Annotated in this window: 17 protein-coding genes and 2 pseudogenes; 12 read left to right on the forward strand and 7 right to left on the reverse strand. The window is 59.1% G+C overall.

Annotated features, from left to right (window positions below):
- Together A3CW_RS49530 and A3CW_RS49535 are read left to right on the forward strand one after the other, a co-directional pair.
- Nucleotides 1–242 (forward strand): annotated as a pseudogene (locus A3CW_RS49530) (IS5/IS1182 family transposase); the annotation flags it as partial.
- 65 nt (nucleotides 243–307) lie between these two features.
- The gene (locus A3CW_RS49535; protein WP_281175189.1) at nucleotides 308–676 is read left to right on the forward strand and encodes a DUF6398 domain-containing protein; all 369 of its coding nucleotides are present in this window, start codon (nucleotides 308–310) and stop codon (nucleotides 674–676) included.
- Between the two features lie 188 nt (nucleotides 677–864).
- Here A3CW_RS49535 and A3CW_RS0142330 read toward each other — a convergent pair whose 3' ends face one another.
- Nucleotides 865–3,048 carry a S10 family serine carboxypeptidase-like protein gene (locus A3CW_RS0142330; protein ID WP_161782980.1) on the reverse strand — a complete coding sequence of 728 codons (2,184 nt, stop codon included), beginning with the start codon at nucleotides 3,046–3,048 and terminating at the stop codon, nucleotides 865–867.
- Between the two features lie 857 nt (nucleotides 3,049–3,905).
- Nucleotides 3,906–4,151, reverse strand: coding sequence for an HNH endonuclease signature motif containing protein (locus tag A3CW_RS51845; protein WP_081772081.1), 246 nt, complete (start codon nucleotides 4,149–4,151; stop codon nucleotides 3,906–3,908).
- On the opposite strand from A3CW_RS51845, the gene A3CW_RS49540 reads away from it, so the two are divergent.
- Entirely contained in the window at nucleotides 4,141–4,785 is a 645-nt protein-coding gene (locus tag A3CW_RS49540; protein WP_245623881.1) for a hypothetical protein, read from the forward strand. The two genes, A3CW_RS51845 and A3CW_RS49540, sit on opposite strands and share 11 nt — an antisense overlap.
- Before the next feature lie 381 nt (nucleotides 4,786–5,166).
- Here A3CW_RS49540 and A3CW_RS0142345 read toward each other — a convergent pair whose 3' ends face one another.
- A complete protein-coding gene (locus A3CW_RS0142345) occupies nucleotides 5,167–6,180 on the reverse strand; it encodes an IS110 family RNA-guided transposase (RefSeq protein ID WP_028208920.1) in 1,014 nt (337 codons plus the stop codon).
- A 2,115-nt stretch (nucleotides 6,181–8,295) separates the two neighbouring features.
- Here A3CW_RS0142345 and A3CW_RS0142350 point away from each other — a divergent pair.
- The 5 genes from A3CW_RS0142350 (at nucleotide 8,296) to A3CW_RS52905 (ending at nucleotide 12,862) form a co-directional block, all read left to right on the forward strand.
- Nucleotides 8,296–8,700 carry an avidin/streptavidin family protein gene (locus tag A3CW_RS0142350; protein ID WP_028208921.1) on the forward strand — a complete coding sequence of 135 codons (405 nt, stop codon included), beginning with the start codon at nucleotides 8,296–8,298 and terminating at the stop codon, nucleotides 8,698–8,700.
- 344 nt (nucleotides 8,701–9,044) lie between these two features.
- On the forward strand, nucleotides 9,045–10,448 hold the full coding sequence (locus tag A3CW_RS0142355) for a GGDEF domain-containing protein (RefSeq protein WP_028208922.1): 1,404 nt from the start codon (nucleotides 9,045–9,047) through the stop codon (nucleotides 10,446–10,448).
- A 173-nt stretch (nucleotides 10,449–10,621) separates the two neighbouring features.
- Entirely contained in the window at nucleotides 10,622–10,837 is a 216-nt protein-coding gene (locus tag A3CW_RS54370) for an aldehyde dehydrogenase family protein (protein ID WP_028208923.1), read from the forward strand.
- Nucleotides 10,838–10,858: 21 nt separating this feature from the next.
- Nucleotides 10,859–12,253 carry an aspartate aminotransferase family protein gene (locus A3CW_RS0142365; protein ID WP_028208924.1) on the forward strand — a complete coding sequence of 465 codons (1,395 nt, stop codon included), beginning with the start codon at nucleotides 10,859–10,861 and terminating at the stop codon, nucleotides 12,251–12,253.
- Between the two features lie 399 nt (nucleotides 12,254–12,652).
- Nucleotides 12,653–12,862, forward strand: coding sequence for a hypothetical protein (locus A3CW_RS52905; RefSeq protein ID WP_154678215.1), 210 nt, complete (start codon nucleotides 12,653–12,655; stop codon nucleotides 12,860–12,862).
- 376 nt (nucleotides 12,863–13,238) lie between these two features.
- On the opposite strand, the gene A3CW_RS0142375 is transcribed toward A3CW_RS52905, so the two are convergent.
- From A3CW_RS0142375 to A3CW_RS49545, 4 genes and pseudogenes are all read right to left on the reverse strand, one after another.
- Nucleotides 13,239–15,677 carry a TOTE conflict system archaeo-eukaryotic primase domain-containing protein gene (locus tag A3CW_RS0142375; protein ID WP_051482077.1) on the reverse strand — a complete coding sequence of 813 codons (2,439 nt, stop codon included), beginning with the start codon at nucleotides 15,675–15,677 and terminating at the stop codon, nucleotides 13,239–13,241.
- Between the two features lie 74 nt (nucleotides 15,678–15,751).
- The gene (locus tag A3CW_RS0142380; RefSeq protein ID WP_035515630.1) at nucleotides 15,752–16,075 is read right to left on the reverse strand and encodes a type II toxin-antitoxin system RelE/ParE family toxin; all 324 of its coding nucleotides are present in this window, start codon (nucleotides 16,073–16,075) and stop codon (nucleotides 15,752–15,754) included.
- Nucleotides 16,072–16,341, reverse strand: a complete 270-nt coding sequence (locus A3CW_RS0142385) for a type II toxin-antitoxin system ParD family antitoxin (RefSeq protein WP_028208928.1) — start codon at nucleotides 16,339–16,341, stop codon at nucleotides 16,072–16,074. Before A3CW_RS0142385 ends, A3CW_RS0142380 begins: the two co-directional genes overlap by 4 nt.
- Before the next feature lie 208 nt (nucleotides 16,342–16,549).
- A pseudogene (locus A3CW_RS49545) lies at nucleotides 16,550–17,293 on the reverse strand (ISNCY family transposase); the annotation flags it as partial.
- Between the two features lie 50 nt (nucleotides 17,294–17,343).
- Here A3CW_RS49545 and A3CW_RS49550 point away from each other — a divergent pair.
- The 4 genes from A3CW_RS49550 to A3CW_RS0142410 all read left to right on the forward strand — a co-directional run bounded on the left by A3CW_RS49550 (nucleotide 17,344) and on the right by A3CW_RS0142410 (nucleotide 20,597).
- Entirely contained in the window at nucleotides 17,344–17,634 is a 291-nt protein-coding gene (locus A3CW_RS49550; RefSeq protein ID WP_063750872.1) for a DUF5372 family protein, read from the forward strand.
- Between the two features lie 214 nt (nucleotides 17,635–17,848).
- Nucleotides 17,849–18,259, forward strand: a complete 411-nt coding sequence (locus A3CW_RS0142400; RefSeq protein WP_245623763.1) for a helix-turn-helix domain-containing protein — start codon at nucleotides 17,849–17,851, stop codon at nucleotides 18,257–18,259.
- Between the two features lie 119 nt (nucleotides 18,260–18,378).
- A complete protein-coding gene (locus A3CW_RS0142405; protein WP_211254090.1) occupies nucleotides 18,379–18,546 on the forward strand; it encodes a hypothetical protein in 168 nt (55 codons plus the stop codon).
- Nucleotides 18,543–20,597 (forward strand): recombinase family protein, encoded by a 2,055-nt coding sequence (locus tag A3CW_RS0142410; protein ID WP_028206507.1) that lies wholly within the window; start codon nucleotides 18,543–18,545, stop codon nucleotides 20,595–20,597. The genes A3CW_RS0142405 and A3CW_RS0142410 overlap by 4 nt, the downstream gene beginning before the upstream one ends.
- The last annotated feature ends 53 nt before the right edge of the window (nucleotides 20,598–20,650 follow it).

The raw sequence follows: 20,650 nt of genomic DNA on the forward strand, positions 1-20,650 counted from the left end.
CGCGGGGATTACGGACGATGATCAGACGGCGCAGTGCGATTGAGCCAGCCATCGGCCACATGAAGACAGATGGCAAACTCGATCGGAACTGGCTGAAGGGAACGCTTGGTGACGCGATGCACGCTGTGCTATGCGGAGCTGGTCACAACCTGCGGATGATCCTGAGGAAGCTGCGGTTTTTTTACACCATTGTTCTCATCGCCCTGTTCATCCCTGTCGATCAGAGAGCATCCGCCGGCTGACGCCGACGACGGCCAAAACGAATTGTTCAGGGGCGACTGCTTAAGCTCGTCCGTGTAACGAAAAAATCGCGTGTTTTGAACCACGCCGTCCGGCACGGTCATGGGCGTGCGGTGTCGCCTACGCCATCGGGCGGGTCAATTTCCTGTTTGACAAAACCCAGCAGCCCCACATGCGTGCCGATGCGCTTTGCCAGCATTTTGGACTGAGTGGCCAGACCGGTTCGGCCCGTTCAAGCACTATTCTCAACCTGCTCAAGATCAGCCAGATGGATCCAGGTTGGTCCCGTCCCAGCCAGATCGCAATGAATCCAATTGCATGGCTCATCGAGATCAACGGCATGATCGTCGATGCGCGCCGGATTCCGCGCGCGTTGCAGGAGGAGGCCTTCCGGCAAGGAGCTATTCCCTTCGTTCCGGGAGACGAGAGCACCTAACACGCTGAATTAAAAAACTTTCCAGCAAATCTGGGCTTCCGGCTTATAACCCCATGATGGACCTCCCAATGTCTCTTGTCGCGACGATACTCAGCAGTATCGCGCTTCCTAGAAGGGGCGTCGGGTCCATCTCAGAAAATCAACACGACAACTATTCTGCGGCGGGGGCGCATGGAGCATCCGTTTAGCTATCTCGTCATGGAGGGAATCGACGTAGTCGTCGCCTTTGCATAGAAACTAACCAGCGAGTCATGCATCTGCTGACGACTCACATCATCTGCATACGCCATATGACCGCCAGGGTACAAGATTCGGGTATAGCTCGATTGCATTTGCCATTGAGGGACCCGGCCGCCCGTGGGATCCGAAACATACTGGATGTCCCAATCGACCTTTGCAGCCGGGACAACGCCATCGTAATACCCAGCAGCAGTCAACACTTGCATCTTCGGATTGATTGCCATTTCGTCCGCAATGAAAATGGTTGCGTCCGGAAATGGGAGCTGAGAACCATCTGGATAACTTGTGACACGGTTCCAGGTGCGAGCGATTAGCGAATTCAGTCCCTGATATCCGGACACGGCCTGGTATTTAAGATTGTTATAGACGTACGATGCGAAAATCGGTGTGTATGCCGACAGGTCGTCAAGCGCCGGATCCCATGTCAAATAATTATTCATGGATTGCGAAATATCACCTCCCGTCAGACCCTTTCGCAAATCATATAGCCCCAATGTTTTCCCATTCACCATGGCGTTTGTCGTGGCGATTTCGCTATTTAGCATCAGTTGCAAATTGTCGGCGGCGATTTGCGCTCCCGAATCGTTGGCAAATTTAATTGTCTGCTCAAGCGCAGATGGATCTTCTGCCGATCCCGTTGAAGACGAATTGAACAGATATAGACTTTTATTTGCACTCGCGTAAACCCCATTTCCCATTAGGGCGTTGAGGGTGGTGGTACATTTTTTTGCTTCATCCTTGACTCTGGGCGATGAAATCCACGAAATGTAATCCGCTTTATATCGACTCAGGTCAACGCCGAGAGTGAAGTTCAATGCGCCGCCTGACTGTGCCGTCGGCGAATTAAAAAATGACTCTGCCATTGCCGGAATAATTGACGCGACATAATTGGAAGAAAATTCGACAGGGACGCCAGAGGATAGCGAATTTTCCATCGATTGGATTAATGTGCCCATTTGATTCAGGCGGGCAATTGAAGGGGGGTCGGAGGATCTTGTCGTGGCTTCCCATACTTGCGGGTATTGGCGTGTGAATGCATCAATTTGTTTGTTAATGAGATTGACAGACGGTGTCAATTTAACAAGTTCATTAAATGCGAAGTCCTCCGATTTTTGAAAAAGCTGCGAGGAATCGAGATTTATCAGCGCCGGGTCTGTAATTGCCCCCCAGTATTTTGCCGTCATCGTAACAGTAGGAAGCAAAAACGCCGGCAGGGGATACCGCCTAGCTGGCTTTATCGAGCCATCGGGATAAAGATTATAGGTTGATTTTTCGTAGAAATTTAACGCGGGCGCCTGCATCAGAAGGCCGCTCAGTTTGATGCCATACGTATTGTGCAGCGTGTACGACATGATCCCGACGCGTGGTCCGCCGTAGGATTCACCGTAGATCATAAGTGGCGACTGACCGCGATTGTTAACGTTGAGGTATCGATAGATCAGTCCAGCGTTGACCGTCTCATCGGCATCGACCCCCCAAAAATCCTGATTTTTCTTCGGTGCGATCGCTTCGGAATAACCGGTTCCCGGAGGGTCGACAAAGACCATGTCGGTCTTGTCGATCAGCGTCTGCGGGTTTTCGCCGAGGGTCACGTCATTAGGGCCGGTCACCGTGGAACCCTGTTCGGAAAATACCCGCAGCGGCCCATAAGAGCCCATGCGAAGATAATTCGACGAAGCGCCTGGGCCGCCGTTGAAAAAGAAGGTAATGGGACGTTGTGTTACGTCCGCACCGTCCAACGTGTAGGCGGTGTAGAAGATGGAAGCCGTTGGGGCATTGGTGCTTGCATCCCGTACGGTAAGATGCCCTGCAGTTGCCGTATAAGTCAGCGTTTGACCGTTGAGGGTAATACGATGATGTGTCACAGCTGCCCCCTCCGTTGCAGAGGGGAGCGAACCGCCGGCGGTAGTGTCGTAGGCCGCATTGTCGATGTAGGGTTGATCAGCTGTTAACGGCGGCAAGGACAGCGTCGCTGGCGTGGTGGCCGAAGTTGGCCGAATTGCCAGTGGGGCCCTGGCTGAGGTTGATGACGGTACTGCGGTTGTAGCAGTAGAACCATCGTCTCCAGCGCCACAAGCAGTCATAAGGCCAGCGGCGATGATGGTCGCCACAAGATAGTTGGCTTTGATCAACGGTAGTCGATGGCCAAAATGCTTTGCAAAAGATAAACGTCCCATTATTTACCGGTCTAGTCTCATTTCAAATCAAATATTGCTTTCCCGTGCGCTTTGCTATCGACGGCTCTGTCAAGTTCGCGAAGCGAATTTTCAAATTTGGCGATCCTTATGAAGTCCTGACCAAGACGTGTTTTATGCCAGCGAGATCCGGTACTTCCACTTTTGCTGCCGGATAGCTGCACAACTGATCAGTGACGATCTCCCTGGACACCGGGTACCGGGGCAATACCTTCGTGAAGAAGCGTGTAGCTAGGGTCCTGTTGCAGCGCTTCCGCATCAGCATGTCCCGATGCCCAGGTCGAGCCCGGCGCGCCGCGTCTTTCCCTGCAATTCGTGAAGTCTGCTGTCCTGTTGACCCTCACTTTGATTCACTCCTGTTGGTCGGCCGAGAGCATATGCAATAGTTGAGCCAGCGCCACGATATGTGCTTCGGCGGCATTGTCACGTTCGCAAGGGCGGTCGAGTCAATATGACCAGATGAGAAAGACGAAATCGCTCTATCGCGGTCACTGGTTCCCTGCGACGGGCTCTGTCAGGTTGATGGAGAGGGGGCAAACTTTACAGTGGAATACCCAGAGGAGAGGTCAGTGCCGACACTAAGCGCAATTTACTTTATCGCAAGACTTTTGTCGGTAGTATGACCGTGTGTCGCAAGACTTTTGTCGGTAGTGTGACCGTTTGACGGGCTCACGGTCGGGTTCGACTCGCTCGTTGCCTATCAACTGGTTGTGTCGGGTAGCCGCTATGCATTGCTGCACAGCGGCCCCCTCGGAACCGTGCATGCACCTTTCAATGCACACGGCTCAAGCCTTTCAAAACCCCCAAGTGGGAGCCGGTTTCTTTACTGTCAAACCACGGCTATGGATCTGTTGGTGGCAGACAGGATAGACCATAACGAGATTGGCTGACGCATTCGACCCGCCGTCCACACGACGAACGATATGATGGACGTGCCAGCCCGTCGTTGCCGTGATGCGTTGTTGACATACGAGACAAGCCCGATCCTGGTCCAGCCAGAGGCGAATCAGGCGTCCTCGACCTGAGAGGGTGTTCGCCATTTACCTGGGATGTCAGTGGAAGGCGCTGCCGATTGCAATGGATCGGGACGGCAGGCCGGAGATCCACTACACGAGCATCTATCGGGCCTTTCGCCGCTGGCAGGCATGCGAATGTTTCGACGCCGTCTTCCTCGAGTCGGTGGTACGGCTTGAGCACGACCAGTTGCTGGACACCAGCGTCATCCATGGCGACGGCACCACCACGGCAGCGAAAAAAGGCGGCGACAACATTGGCTTCAGCGGCCACAAGAACATGAAGGGTGACAAAGTCGTTGCCTTCTGTGACCGGAACTGCAATGTGATCGCCCCGTTCGTGTCGGCACCAGGCAATCGCAACGAATCGCCGCTGCTGCGTGACGCGCTGCCGCAGGTGATACGGATTGCCCGTGAAGCAAGGCTGGACTTGCGTGACACCGTGGTCAGCCTGGACGGCGTCTACGATTGTCGCGCCAACCGCAAGGCGATATTCAACCGCGGGATGGTGCCCAACATCAATCCGAACCCGCGTGGCAGGAAACGCACGAAGCGAGGCCGCAAGCCGCTGTTCGATCTGGCCATTTTTAAAGAGCGGTTTCGTACGATCGAGCGCGTGTTCGCATGGGAAGACACCCATCAGCGGGCTGGCGTCAAGTGAGCAATCAACATCCCCGGCTGCCTGAGCGACCGTTTTCCAGTTGCCATGCCCCCGAATGCAAGCGGCCGAACGCGCCCGTGACTTCAATCCTGGCTGCGACGAATCGCGCCAGACACCCATCTGGATCAAGCAATCGGCGGTACAACCGGTGCCTTTCGCCCTGACGGCCATGCCGTCCCGGAAGAACATTGGTACCGCAACGCGTCCATGGAATTTGTACAAGTTCAGGGGCTGCCCGATCCGGGCGCCAATCCACCGATGGCTCGCGTTGCAGGCGATCCGCCTTGACTGCATGTCGGGGACGGCGGCACGGCATCCCATTCAAATTTCTGGGCTGGGACCCAATCTTCCCACGGGGCTTGCCGGTCGCCGTCGAAAGCATCACGTGAAGCAGCGCGTCACGTCAAATGGTTTGTTCTCCTTCAGAATGTGGAAGCACGCGCGCGCCAGTTTGTGCGCAAGCGCCTTGCGAGCCACGATCGGGTTGGTCTTGGCTTTCTTGCGTTCATAAAACCGCCGGGCCTCGGTGCAATAGCGTTGGGCGAAATTGGCGGCTTCCATGAACGCCCAGGACAGGTACCGGTTGCCGTTACGGATGTTGCCTTCACCTTTTTTCTTGCCGTTGCTGGTGGGGCAGCTGTCCACGCAGCGCGCATAGGAGGCGAAGTTGCCGACGCTGGCGAAACGCTCGACGGAGCCGGTTTCCAGCAGGATGACCGTTGCCAGGATCTGGCCGATGCCGGGTACGGTGGTGAGCAACGCATACTCGGGTCGCGGCCTGACCTTGTCGGCAAGCCGCTTTTCCAGCAGTCCGATCTGGGTGCAAAGCGTTGTGACGACAGCCAGGTTGGCCTGCATGGCCAGCGCGACCTCGGCAGGCAGCCCCATCTGGTCGATGGTTTCGGCCGTCAGTCGCAGAACCTCGGGACTCGAGATGCGCATGCCATGATGGCGAGCCGTGATGTTCTCGATCGCAAGCATGTGGCTGGTGCGGCTGCGGACCAACTGCATGCGTTTGCGGGCGAGATCACGCACGCTTCGCATTTCGGGCGGCAGGATCGTGCCCGTTGGCAGGATCCCCAGCCGCAGCAGCCGGGCCAGGTAACGGGCATCGGTTTCGTCGCCGCTGTGCTTGAGACCGTCGTATTGTCTGATCGCCGTGGTGTGGGCCAGATGCACGGTGAACCCGGCTGCCTGCAGGCCATCGACAAGCCAGTACCAGTTATAGGTCGACTCGATTACGACGCCCGCAAGCTGCTGCTTCCACGGTTCGAGGAACGTCATGATCCTGGCCAGCTCATTGGGCAGGCGTTTTTCTGCCAGTACCCGGTCGGTTTCATCGATCACGGTGACCACGCTGTTGTTCGAATGCAGATCAATGCCGCTATAGTTCATGATGCGCCTCCTTGCGGTTAAAGCGGTTGGCAAACTCACTTTAACCCCGCCGCCCGAAAGGGCGGCGGTGGGAGGCCCGCTAGATGATTTTCGAATTCCGTCGCCTGCTACTTCGCTTCGATCGAATCAGTCAGTTACACTACGCATTCAAGACCATGGCCTACACGATGATCAATCTGCGGCACTATTGCGGTAGCTGATCTGCCAGTAGAGATCCATGCTTCATGTCCGGCGCAGCGCGCCGTGATCCCGTTCGTCCTCACCCTCCCGAAACACATCCGTGACAACGCAAAACTGCCTCGTCGCCCACCTCGACGCGCCTGGTCTCGCCCACTTGCCGATCCCGTTCAACGCCGCACGACGGCTTCAACCGAAACTCGCAACCAGTTGTTTGTATGGGTGCGACGTGAGGTCGCGTAAAGGATTGTTTCAGCTGGCCTGTGCCAGCGAGGAAACCGGCTGTTCCGTCAGCCGTACCCTACCGGCGCATGCGATCTCGGTAACGAGGTGGTGTGAAGCCGCCGGGACAACGTAACCTGCACGAGAGTGCGGCATTGACCCCGTGAGGGAGAGAAGCCTTCTATCAGCATCGGATGGATAAGGTGCCAGGGTGAGCAGTACGGTTAGTGAAAGCGAATCACCGATAAACGTCGTCAAATGTAATAAGCCAAAGATGCTGTGAGGCTTAAGCCAAAAGGCATGCAATCGGATAGCTCCTTCCATACTGGGGCTACACGGACAACGGATTGCCTGCGAATAGGTGGAACCTAACCTGCTCGTGTCTTTTACGCGGAACACGGTAAGTCCGATTCTCCGCCATAGCTTGAGGATCTGAAGCGATGGCAGGTGACCTCGCGAGGGAAACTGTTGGGGGAGCGGATATGAGAACGCGGAGCAAGCGAATGGCGACCTGTAATGGGTCGTATAGGGGTTCAAGATTTGCCCTGACCTGAAAAGGTGCAGACTTCCGCGTGGTGCAGCAGTCGCAGGTCCACGTTTGAGATTCATCGAGGGGAAGCTTGTGAGAGACCGGTAGCACTACGGTCACAGCGCCCTTCGTCTCAGCGATGAGGCGAATCAACAGCGTGATGCTTGCGAAGGGCCCGTGCAACTGGCGAGACCGGCGTCAGTGCGACGCTTCATGCTGTGCTCGAGCCGTATGCGGGGAAAGCTCGCACGTACGGTTCTTCGGGGGCTGCGTTTCCGAGAGGAAGCGCAGCTACCCAATACCTGCCCCTCAATGCGGCTCTGGGCCGCGGAGTAACCGACCTCAAGCTTAATCCGCGTACCTTGGGTGCGGCAGGTCCATACATGATATCTAGGGGCGAGAGAAAGCCCACTCGCGGCAGCTTTGATGCCTGTTGCTCTGCCTCAGTCACGCACACACAGATCGCCAGGATGGTCTTCACCTATCCGCTCTGGGAGGTTGTGTTCTCGGAGTGCGGCACTGCGACGCACGAATGGCTAACCTGCAAAAGGCACCAGGCGTTTGTGCACGAGGCACGGCTCTCAGTCTGCCCATTCAAACCCGACGAGCGTTAACTCCCTTAATTTCCGTAAATTCAACTGGCATACCGAAGTGTCCCATATAGTGTTTGACGTCTCGACTATTGGCTCCTATGATGCGTTCACGACTTGTATGAAGAATAAACGTGTACACCGTGCAACATTGCGCAGGCAGCCGATGTGCGAAGTCCTAGGTGGAGTCCGGCATATCCTCCTATCGGAGGCTGTTGTTTACACCGAAGTTGTGTAAGCAGTTCGGGGATTCAGCAAACTGGAAGGCCGGGTTCCGGGCATCGCGCTTTTACACGAGACGGCCAGCAAGGCAAATCTCAGTGAGAGGTAATCCCAACTGGTTTCGCGGGACGAGCCTCGTGGTCAACGGCACAGTCGAGAAGAGGGGCTGGGTAACCGATAGCAAAGCCGCCATCCCGGCTTTTTTTAGCGCTCGAGTTTCGGCATAGATATCGTTACGCATGTGCGAATACGTCCGTCAAGGAGTAGCGCTTGCCGGGCGCGAAATTGTGCGCTCTGCTGCGCGTAGAGGGTTGATGTCTGGAATGCGTGGCGAGTGTTCTGTCGTGAATTGTGACTGGCTAGAAGGGGAAAGACATGTTGATTGACAGAAAGACACTTCGTCCGCTTTCAAGCGTCGCGCGGGATGCGAAGGCCACATCGCCCGAACTGGTTGGCAAGTGGGAGAATGAACTGGGCTCGATCATGACGATCGTTCAGTTTGACGGCGAGAATTTCAGTGGCAGCTACGAGAGCGCCGTGAGCAGCGACGGGCAGTATGCTACAGGACCACTCTCCGGCACAGTAGCCGGAGACGCGATCGCATTCACGGTGAACTGGGATACCGCGTACGCCTCGGTGACGGGCTGGAGCGGCCTGCTGCTTGGCAACGGGAACCAGGCCTGCATGTACACGCTCTGGAACCTGTCGAGCACGCCAGAGAAAGAAGACGACTTCTGGCAGTCCATCCAGGCCGGCGCGGATCTGTTTGTGCAGACCTGAGGGCAATCCGTCCAGGATAGTGGTGGTTCTGTTCACATCCACGGACAGGGTGCACCGGGCGCTCGTTTCTGAATGGACCTCCTGCATGCGTCGGACAGCGAGCGTTTGACAACACAGCGTGCCGAACGTCGGACCCGGGAGAAGTGGTCCATCATCGGACGGTATTTGGTCCAAGGGAATGCAATGTACTTCTGCAGTATCTGATGGCGATCGGCATGTGAGGTCAGGCTTTGGTTCTGATGGTGCTGTGCGGCGCAAACCAGACCTCTCTGATTCGCTGAAAATTGCGGCAGGCAAGCCGGTGGTGCCTGCGAAACTACGGTAAATATCAGCGGGGAGCAGGCATGAGCGCCACGATTGAGATGCGTGATTCACCGGCGGCGGTAACGCTGATCACGAAGCTCTATGCCCGATTCGTGCTGGCTGGCTTTGCGCTGATGCCCGCCTGCCTGATCGCTTACCTGTTTTTCTTCCATGATCTCACGCTCAGGTTCGAGAACCACCTGTTCCACGAGATCGCGATTGCGGCCGCGACGCTTGAAGGGCTGTTCGTCGCCTACGTCACCTGGCAGTGCTACCGGTCTTCCGGCGAGCCGTTGTTACGCTGGCTGACGCTGGGTTTTCTCGGCTTCGTCCTCATTTATGCCCTGCACGGCGCCTTCACCAGCATGGCGCACCACAATATCTGGCTGTTCCTGCTCTATGGCCCGGCATCGCGCCTCGTGATGTCGGCCCTGCTGCTGGTCGGGCTGCTCTCGTACAGCCAGCCGGCCGATTCGATCGAGAGGCGCACCGACTGGCGCGGCTGGCTCAAATGGATCGCGCTGTTCGTTCTCGTTGACCTGGCGGTCGCCGGGATCGCCTACAGCCCCGTCGCCGGGACACTGGCGGTCCGCCTGTCGATGGAAGGGGGCGCCATGATCCTTTCCACGCTGAACGTCCTGGTACTGCTGCTGCGACGCATCCGCACACCCCTGATGGTCATGTTCGGCATCTCGGTGACGTCGTTTGCGCTGTCGTCGCTCGCCTTCATTCTGGGGCGGCCGTGGAACCACATGTGGTGGCTTGCACACGCGATTTTCGCCGGGGGATTCTTTCTGCTCAGCTATGGCGTGGTGCAGGCATTTCACACGACGCGCTCGTTTGCGACGATCTACAGCCAGGAAGAACTGATGGCGCGGCTTGCCGAGGCCATGAACCGCACCGAAAGTGCGCTGCAGGAACTGCAACGGACCAATGACAGGCTCGAGCACCTGGCTGCCACCGATCCGCTCACCGGCGCGGCCAACCGGCGGCAATTCATCGAACGTGTCGAAGCCGAGATCGAACGCGCACGGCGAGGCGGCGCGCCGTTTTCGCTGCTCGCGCTCGACCTCGATCACTTCAAGGCGATCAACGATGCGTACGGACATCAGGCAGGCGACACGGTGCTGCGCGAATTCGTGCAGAAATGCATTGAGGCAATCCGCCCCTACGACGGTGTCGCACGGGTGGGCGGTGAGGAATTCATGGTGCTGCTGCCGCGGGCGGGCCTGGACGCGGCGCTCGCGACAGGCGAACGTATCCGCTCGATGATCGCCAGCAGTGTTTTCGGGGCCGGCAGCGGGCGGTGCGGCGAAGTGACTGTCAGCGTCGGTGCCTCGCAGTTTGGTCGCGACGGCGACACCATCGACACGATCCTGCGTGCGGCCGACGAGCGGCTCTACCGTGCAAAACATCTGGGGCGTAACCGCGTCGTTGTCGCATAGGTGCCGGTTGCGCACTCGTGCTTCCGATTACTCATTGAGTCAACCCGGGCGCAGCCGATGATTGAGACGTTTTGACGTACCGGGAAGGCCTGCAACGCTGCCGGACGGTCCACTCAAGTTTCTGATGTCGCCGCCTGACTGCCACTTTCAATGGAGGCGATTCACGGCTCACCTTGCGCGAAGGCGTTGCCGTGACGATCAGGTTCGCACTGCCCGCCACCTGCCCGGCCGTGTCGTGTACGTGCACCTCGAACGCGCCGATCCCGTTCGGCGGCATGAAGGCCTCGGGCCTTGGCCGCGAAGGCGGCGTGGAAGGCTTCGAGCCGTTCGTGGAAACTAAATATTTTTGTCTTGGCAATCTCGGCCTGCCGCTCGCGGCAATGGCCTGAATTCCGTATCAGGAGCCTATCATGACGCAAAAACTCGACGCACTGTTCCAGCAAGACCGCTCGCATTTCATGCATCCGTCCACGCACGCCTATGATCACGAAAGCGGCGCACTGCTTGGCAAGATCGTGCGCGGCGCGCACGGCATTCGAATTGAAGACCACCAGGGCAAGCAGTACATCGACGCCTTCGCAGGTCTCTACTGCGTGAACATCGGCTATGGCCGCACCGAAGTGGCGGACGCCATGTATGCGCAGGCGAAGGAACTCGCGTATTACCACACCTATGTGGGCCACTCGTCGGACGCCATCATCGAGCTTTCGTCGCGCATCATCGACTGGTCGCCCGCTGGCATGAAGAAGGTGTATTACGGCATGTCTGGCTCGGACGCTAACGAAACGCAGGTCAAGATCGTCTGGTACTACAACAACGTGCTGGGACGTCCGAACAAGAAGAAGATCATTTCGCGCGAGCGTGGCTATCACGGCTCGGGCATCGTGACGGGCAGCCTCACGGGCCTACCGAGCTACCATCAACATTTCGATCTTCCAATCGATCGCGTGAAGCACACGATTTGCCCGCATTGGTATCGCAAGGCGCCAGCCGGTATGAACGAGGCGCAGTTCACAGCGTATTGCGTAGAGGAACTCGAAAAGCTGATCGCGCGCGAGGGCGCCGATACGATCGCGGCCTTCATTGCCGAGCCGGTGATGGGCACGGGTGGCATTATCGAACCGCCTGCAGGCTACTGGCCCGCGATTCAGGCGGTGCTCAAGAAGCACGATATTCTGTTGATTTCCGATGAGGTGGTGTGCGGTTTCGGCCGTCTGGGTTCGAAGATGGGGGCGCAGCACTACGGTATTCAGCCGGATCTCATCACCATCGCGAAGGGGCTCACGAGTGCGTATGCACCGCTTTCCGGCGTCATCGTGGGCGAGAAGGTTTGGGACGTGATCGCGCGCGGCTCGCAGGAGCACGGGCCAATGGGTCACGGCTGGACGTACTCGGGCCATCCGGTGTGCGCGGCAGCGGCGCTGGCCAACCTCGACATTCTCGAACGCGAGAATATCGTCGATAACGCGGCACAGGTGGGGGCGTACTTTGGCGCGAAGCTGCGCGAGGCGTTCGATGCGCATCCGCTCGTGGGCGAGGTGCGCAGCGTGGGCATGCTTGGCGCGCTCGAATTCATGGCCGACAAGGAAGCGCGCAAGCCGTTCGAAGCAACGCTAAAGATCGGCCCGCAGGTGTCGGCGGCGGCGCTCAAGCGCGGCGTGATTGCCCGCGCCATGCCGCACGGCGACATTCTCGGCTTTGCGCCGCCGCTCGTGATGACACGCGCCGAAGCCGACGAGATTGTGCGGATCGTAAGTGAGGCCGTGGACGAGGTCGCAGAGGGGACTCTTGCCGGCGCTGCTTGACGCCGCTGCTGCTTACTCCAGGGGCGACATCGAGCTTCATTGGCAACTAAACTCGTCTATCAGTAAACCAACCGTCGCTTCCTCTTGGGGGGAAGCGACACCGCCCGACAGGGGTGCCCGGTAATCTGCGGCCGCGAGATGTGAAACCACGCAAGTCACGCTGCTCGCTCGTCAATACATATGTATCGCGTCATCCTCCAGCGGGTAAATTCGTGCCGGATTCGGGCTTTCGTTGCAGCTAGCCGCGCGCTTTTCAGAATTCTACCGAGGGGCGTACTATGGCCTGTTTCCAGAAATGACGCAGTGGATCTGCTCGGCATCGCGTTGAGCCGGTCGACGTCGTAACCGGCCCGCGTGGGCGTCTGCCAGCAGCGTAAGCTCGCCGAATCAGAAAATACAGTGAAGCATCACCCGAATGCCGGCCTCGACAATCGCGTGCTGATACTCGGCATTGATCTGCCGGCCATCGTTGTGCTTGGCTATGTGCAGGGCGTCACGACAGGTTCCATTCGGCAGTTTCCCGAACGCAACTCGACATGGGTGCGATCGGCTCGAGCCGGCGTTGAGCGGCATAGCTCCGGACTTCAGGATAAATTTTACATAAAGTAAGTGATCGAAGTTTAGTTCGTAATCCTATGTTTATTGAGCTGAAGAGGTATCGACTTGTGCAGCAGGCTGCTGCACAAATTCCGGATTCGGTCATGCCTTCCGGTTGCACGGTGACAATCGGCGCATGGCGGGGAAGGCTGCCTTGATCTCGTGCTCGAGCCGATCGATAACGTGCTGGCGTCGCAGCCCCGTATCTGCTGCATGTCGAGGATGTTGCGGTCGATTTTCCAGTACAGCGCGACCAGTTTGTGAGTATCGGCACTGCCGGTTCGATTCGATGGCGGTGCACAATGGGGCGGCCAAAGGTGGGAAGTGCACGCTTGCAAGTGCAAGCAAGAAACCGGAGAGGGGTGCGGAATGCGGCCTGGCCCGCATTTCAGGTCAGCGCCAGTTGCTGCCCGTCTCCGGCCAGGCGTACCTGGTAGCCCATCGCGCGGTATCCCCGCTGGCGTTTTTCCCACATACGGTTTAGTGCCGGGTGACCTCCGTCGACATAGTCGATCACCCGTACACCGGTTTTACCCGAATGCTCGCGATGTAGCCGGCCAGCGTACTGCTGCAGCGTGCCTTTCCATGCCACGGGCATGGCGAGCACCAGCGTATCGAGCGCCGGATGGTCAAAACCCTCGCCAACGAGTCTGCCAGTGGCCAGGATGACGCGGGGTGCGTCGTCGGCCAGCGCGTCGAGGGCAGCGAGCTGCGCCGCACGCGCTTTTTTCGCGAGACGCCCGTGCAGCACGAAAAGCGGCTCGACTGCTTCATCCAAAGTCTTTTGCAGGCTTTCGAGATGATCCGTCCGTTCGGCGAGAACCAGCACCTTGCGTCCTTGTCCGAACTGCTCGCGAATCGCCGCAGCAATCATGTCCGTCCGCGGTGGATCCTGTGCAAGATGCGCGAACACTGTCTGGATCGGCGCGTCGACCGCAACGTCCACGGATGAGGTGAGCCTTTGCGGGAACACCTCGAGCGAATGTGGCGCATTGGGCGGCAGACGCGCCGCGTGCCGCACCGGCCCGCACAGCATGAACATCACCGGTTGCTGGCTGTCGCGCCGCACGGGTGTCGCAGTCAGTCCCAGCACGTAGCGCCCATTGACGGCCTTGAGCACTGCCTCGAAGGAATCCGCCGAGACGTGGTGACATTCGTCGACAATGACGTGGCCGTAATGCCGCAAAAGCGCCCCGCGAGGGCCATCCGGTGCCACTGACTGCAGCATGGCGACGTCAATCCGGCCCGTAGATTTCGACTTGCCGCCACCGATTGTGCCGATGTTGTGAGGATCCAGTGCGAGAAACGACTGCAGGCGCTCGCGCCACTGGTTCAGCAGTTCCCTGCGATGCACGAGCACGAGCGTAGTGACGCCACGCCGGGCAATCATGGCGGCCGCCGTCACGGTCTTGCCAAACGCCGTTGGCGCGTGCAGGATCCCCGTGTCGTGCCGCAGCAGGTCATCAACCGCCGCCTGCTGGTCGTCCCGCAGTGTGCCGGCAAACGCGACTGCGAGAGGGCCGCCTGCGCAACGCTCATCGCGGATGTCGCAGGCAATGCCGTTGTCGGTCAGCAGCGTCATGACCTCGTCGAGGCAACCCCGCGGTAAGGCGATGTGTCGCGGGCAATTCTCGGCGCGGCCGATGATGCGCGGCTTGTCCCATACGCTGAAGCCGCGCGCCTGGGCACGGTAGAACTCCGGATTCTGGAATGCCGCTATGCGGATGAGGCGATTGAGCAGGGATTGCGGAAGCTGGGCTTTTTCAAAATAGAGCTGGTTTGCGAGTGTCAATATCAGCGACGCCGGCATCGCTCCGGCCAGCCGCTTCGGCAGCGCAGGTGGCGGGTTCCATGGCTCGGCCTGGTCCTCTTCAGCGATGAAGGCGACGTCGAGCGGGTGGGCACCGCCGGTGGCGCGGAAAATTACCCCTTCGATATCTCGCCCGTCCATTGACCTGACCGACGCCAGGAAAGTCCACTGATCGGCAACAGGCTGGAGGGTTTCATCGACAAACACGCTATGCCCGTGCTCGCGCGGCTGCTTCTGCAGCGGCAGGGCGATCAGGTTGCCGAAGCCGCCTTTGGGCAGTACGTCCTGATTGGGAAAGAGCCGGTCGTAGGACGACAGCTCAAGCTGGCGGGTTCGGGCGCACGTGTGGCTGATGATGGCCGAGCCCAGCCGGCGCGCATCACGCGCGGTGACGGCCGACGAGAAGAAGATCCATGCGTGCGCACCGTTACCCGAACGTGAAATCTCCAGCGACACGGGAACATCCAGTTCATCGCATGACTGCCGGAAGGCCATCGCATCGTCCCGCCAGCTTTCCTCATCGAAGTCGACTGCGAGCAGGTAGCAGGTGCCGTCCGGCATCAGCGGATACAGGCCCACCGTGTGATCGCCGGCGAGATGTGCATAAATGACCTGATCGTCCAGCGGCAGCAGCACGCGATGCACACAATCCGCACAGCGGATGCGGGGCTTTTCGCAGATGCCCGCGCGCCATTCGTTCGCGCACGCCGGTGCATAACCCGATTTCCCGGAATTGCGGCTTTCCCAGCGAAGCGGGTAAACGTCGCTACGGCCCCGGAAAAGGCGCCGGAAGAGTTGTACCTTCTGCTGGGGAGAAAGCGTGGAAGTCCCTGTGCGTCGCACCACCAGGGCTGGATCGCCCGGCGGGGCAGCCTCACGCTTGCCATGCGCCGGAACGGCCTCTCGCAGCAAGGCGGCGAGCCGGGCATTCTCGGCCTGCAGGCGCGTGAGTTCTGCGAGCAGTTCTTCGCGTGGGCAGTCCTCCCAGCCTGAGCGCGACAACTTGGCGTCATTCATCGCCTGGTCCGGTCGAATGGGGGCGGGATGCACGCGCGGATGGCTACCAGTGGTGGGCCGCCGCACAGCTTGGTCTATTCATCGAGATCCGGCTGAAAACTGGCCGGGTAGTCCTGCCCACCATAGTAGACGCCGAGCACCGCGACCGTCTCGCCGGTAACGCGGTACGCGATCACAGCCCGACCGCGATAGTGGGTCACGCGCAACCCGGGAAGCAGGTCATCGCGCGGCACGCCACGAAACGGGAAGCTTTCGAGCTGTTCGCAGAATGTCACGATCGCATCGACGTATCTGGCTGCAATCTGTGGCGCGCCTGCGGCGGCGATTTTTGCCTCCAGTTCAGTCAGTTGATCGCGTGCCTCCGGCGCAAAGACTACGCGGTAGGATGCCGCGCTCAACGACGTGATGCGCGGCGTTGGGCCAGCGTCGCGCGGACATCTGCGGCGTCCAGGGCACGCGACGGATCGGTTTCGAGGGCGGCAGCAGCCGGAACGACGGAATCGCGGAGCCACACTTCGACAGCCCGCTCACGCGCGGCGAGTGCGCGCAGGCCGTCGCGAATGACTTCTGACTCGGTCGCATATTCACCGCTCGAGACGCGTCGGCGGACCTCTTCGGCCATTTCATTCGGGAGCGTGATGCTCATTTGCTGGGTGGTGCGCATGGACGAACTCACGTTTCAATGTGATTTAATCCTACACCTTGTTCGAGCCTGCGTCACGCCGGAAGCCACCACGGCAGACGCCTGGTAACTTATAGGGTCGTGCCCCATAAGTTAAATTTGTCAAAGCCATTTTCAGATGTCCGCTTTCCGGCCAAGTTGAGATGTCCGCTTTTGCGGAGTTCAGGTTTTGTCTTTCACGGGTTGCCGCTCACGCAGTGTCGAAGATCGGATCATGAACGGGCAGGGCATTCGCGTCTGCTCCATTAACGCCTGCTGATCGACGACCTGGTTTGCGCAGAGCCTGCGAAGGCTGCTTTTGCCCGGCCAGGTCGACGATCACCTGCTCGATGTCGGCCTGTGTAAATTCGCGTTGCTTCTTCCTGCGCGCGTGGCCTTGCTTGCGCTGCGTTCGGGTCGACTCCCCACGGTGCGTTCGGGAAGGCGCTTTACCAATCCGCTCGTTATCGCGTTGCGCCTGAATCACCTGTGAGACCTGAAGCACGTGGCTCAGCCGTTTATGTTCAACGATGGCGCCCTGATCAACCTCGGTCAGCCGGTCGTACTCGCGGTACGGCAGCAACCGGCCCTCGGCCCGCAACTCGATGCGCCCGCCCGGATACTCCCAGACCTCGACATACCGACGAATCAGCTTGCGGTTCTCCGGCGTATCGTCGAGCAGGTACATGACCCGGTCGTACTGCACCGTCAGTGCCTTCGTCACGATCCGTGACTCACGCCACGTGAGCACTGTGTCCAGGTTCTCATCAGCCCGTAGTGGACGATGCGCGTCGAAGTCACTCCTGGGTGGCTTCGCAAAGCGCGCGTTGTACGCCGCCATAAAGGAGGGTGCCCAGGTATTGGCAACGGCCAGCGTGTTGATGCCGCGCAGCCGCAGCTCCTTGACGAGGCGATCCTGCAGCGTCAGGTGCGCACGCTCCACGCGGCCCTTGGCAAAAGCAGTCAACTGCACGCGATCTGAACGATGAGACACAGTTATTCCGTATCACGCATCCCTTCCATCCGTTGTATGGGCGAGAGTTCGCGCTTGTGGATCGGCGCAACACGTGGGGAGAAGACCGCGTCTACTTCCACGACGACGCGGGTGACCTGAAACGTATGCCGGCAGCCTGGACGAGCGCCGCGGCGCCCGATGCATTCGAGATGGTTTCGGCGGGACGATCGCATTTCCGCATCGAAGATCTGTTGCAATTGACCATGCTGATTGCGCGGCACAAAGAAACTGGCGGACATCCAAAAAGGCGTTCGGGCGGGCGCAAGCCGTCAAGCAAATAATGCCATACATGTAAAATAAATTATGCCATTTGCGGAAGCAAGCGCGCTTAGACCCGGGTGAAATTCGTAATTCGCCGCGTGCTTGACAGGGGTGTCTGGTGAAATTCAAAAAAATGGCCTTGACATCGTCTGTTTATGGGCATAATTTACATTACATATGACCCGCACACGAAAGCCCGACCCCAAACTCGCTGCTCTCGAAGAGAGTGGCACGGTGAATCCGCGCCCTCAGGACATCGATGATCATGCCTTCGTTGGCAGCGACTTCTTCGATCCCCGGGATCTGGTTCAGGTCCGATACGAAATGCTGCGACGCGTGCGCGTGGAAGGGCAAACCGTCGCGGATGCCGCCGCACACTTCGGAGTCAGCCGGCCGACTTTCTACAAGGCACAGGCCGACTTCGAGCGCGATGGCCTCGCCGGGCTGCTGCCGGTCAAGCGGGGGCCGCACGGACCTCACAAGATTACCGATGAGGTGATGCGCTTCATCGAAGAAGCGCGCGCGACTCACGCTGAGCCGGACGTGCAGGAACTGGTTGATCTGATTGCGGAGCAGTTTGGCCTGGCGGTGCATCGACGCACCGTGGAACGCGCCCTGGCGCGTTTGAAAAAAAAACTGCGGTAAATCCTCCCGTAACGGCGCGCGATACCCAGTCCCTGAGCCGAAGCTACGAGATCTTGCGGCAGGAGGCTCTCGAGCCAGGCGGAGGCGGTCCGACGCTGATGCGAGGCCGTGCGCTGTTCATGTTCAAAGGCATGGCGGTCTGGATGAAGTCTGTGACCGAAGCGTTTCCGTTTAGTCCATTACCGGTTGCGCGGCCGGGCGGGCTGAACCTGCCTGCCAGTCTCGAACAGAACCTGGTCGCCGTCGTGGCGACGATGGCAATTGCGACAGCGGAGGTGATGGCATGACCGATCAGGCGCACGCGAAAGTTCAGGCCCGACATCTGAAAAGAGACGCCTACCTGTATGTCAGGCAGTCTACGTTGCGACAGCTGTTTGAGAATACCGAGAGCACCGAGCGCCAGTACAACCTGCGACAGCGCGCGATCGCCCTCGGATGGCAAACTGATCAGGTGGTCGTCATCGACTCGGACCTCGGCCTGTCTGGCGCGTCCTCGGTTGATCGCCAGGGGTTCCAGCGCCTGGTCGCTGAGGTAAGCCTGGGCCGCGCCGGGATTGTGATGGGGCTCGAGGTGTCGCGCCTGGCGCGCAACTCCACCGACTGGCATCGGCTACTGGAGATTTGCGCACTGGCCGACTGTCTGATCCTCGACGAGGATGGCGTCTACGATCCCGCGCACTTCAATGATCGATTGCTGCTCGGCCTGAAGGGCACGATGAGCGAGGCCGAGTTGCACGTCATGCGGGCACGACTGCGCGGCGGCATCCTCAATAAGGCACGTCGCGGAGAGCTGGAGATGCGGTTGCCCATCGGCTTTGTCTACGACACGGAATCGCGCGTGCGTCTGGATCCCGACGCACGTATCCAGGAAAGCATCCGGCATCTCTTCCGCACGTTTCGGCGCACCGGTTCGGCCACAGCAACTGTCAAGGCCTTCCGTGAGCAGGGCCTTCTGTTCCCGCATCGTGTCCACCACGGAGCACGCAAAGATGATGTGCTGTGGAGCGAGCTCGAGCACTCACGCGTACTGTGGGTTCTGCATCACCCGCGGTACGCAGGTGCGTACTGCTTCGGGCGCACGCGCAATCGCAATCATCCCGACGGGCAGAAGGTCAGCGCCCGGCTGCCCTCTGAGGAATGGGTGTCGCTGATCCCCGACGCCCACGAGGCCTATGTAAGCTGGGAAGAGTTCGAACAGAATGTTCAGGTGTTGCGGGAGAATGCCCACGCACTGGGCATGGATCGGGAAAAGGGCGCGCCGCGTGAGGGGCCGGCGCTGTTGCAAGGCCTCGCGATATGTGCCAAATGCGGTGAGCGGATGACAGTGCGCTATCACGTCCAGGGTACACGCAGGGTACCGGACTACATGTGCCAGCGCCACAGCGTCAAACATGGGCGGCCGGTGTGCCAGCATGTTCGCGGTGGAGAGCTTGACGAGGCCGTCGGCAGGTTGCTCGTGGAAACTGTCACGCCAGTCACACTTGAGGTCGCGCTTGCAGTACAGGAAGAACTTGAGAACCGCTCTGACGAGCGCGACCGACTGCACCGCCAGGAGTTTGAACGAGCACGCTACGAGGCCGATCTGGCGCGGCGCCGCTATATGCAGGTGGATCCCGCGAATCGACTGGTCGCGGATTCGCTTGAATCGGAATGGAATCAGGCGCTACGTGCTCTCACCGAAGCTCAGGACCACTACGAAAAGCAGCGCGAAGCTGATCGCGCAGGACTTAACGATAAACAGCGTGCAAGCATCATGACTCTCGCGAGAGACTTCCCTCGTCTCTGGAACGATCCGCGCACACCTGATCGCGAGCGAAAGCGCATGGCGCGACTGCTCATTGCTGATGTGACTTTGCTCAAGGGTGCAGACATCTGCGTTCAGGTCCGCTTTAATGGCGGCGCCACGCATACGCTACATGTGCCGCTGTCCAAGCCAGCGTGGATATTACGGCAAACCCCTCGCGCAGTCATCGCCGAAATGGACCGGCTTCTCAACGATTACACCGAGAGTGAAACGGCAGAGCAGCTTAATCGTCAGGGGCGCGCCTCCGGCTGGGGCAAGCGGTTTACTTCCAGAATGATCACGCGGCTTCGACTATCCCATAAGCTACCGAGTCATCATGACAGGCTGCGCGCACGCGGAATGCTCACCCTGGACGAGATCGCAGAGCAGTTGGATGTGATGCCGACGACGATCAAGACCTGGCGTCGTGCAGGCCTGCTTGTAGCGCAGCGCTACGACGACAAGGGAGGGTATCTCTTCGAACCGCCCGGCGCTGACGCACCGGTGAAATTCCAGCACCAGGGAAAGACCCGTGGCCGACGCTCGACCGCGTAAACACCAACTCAACCGACCTATGAGGTGCACTATGCAGCGCAGCCCTTGGCCGA

The organism is Paraburkholderia nodosa DSM 21604 (assembly GCF_000519185.1).
In the GTDB taxonomy this organism is placed as follows: domain Bacteria; phylum Pseudomonadota; class Gammaproteobacteria; order Burkholderiales; family Burkholderiaceae; genus Paraburkholderia; species Paraburkholderia nodosa.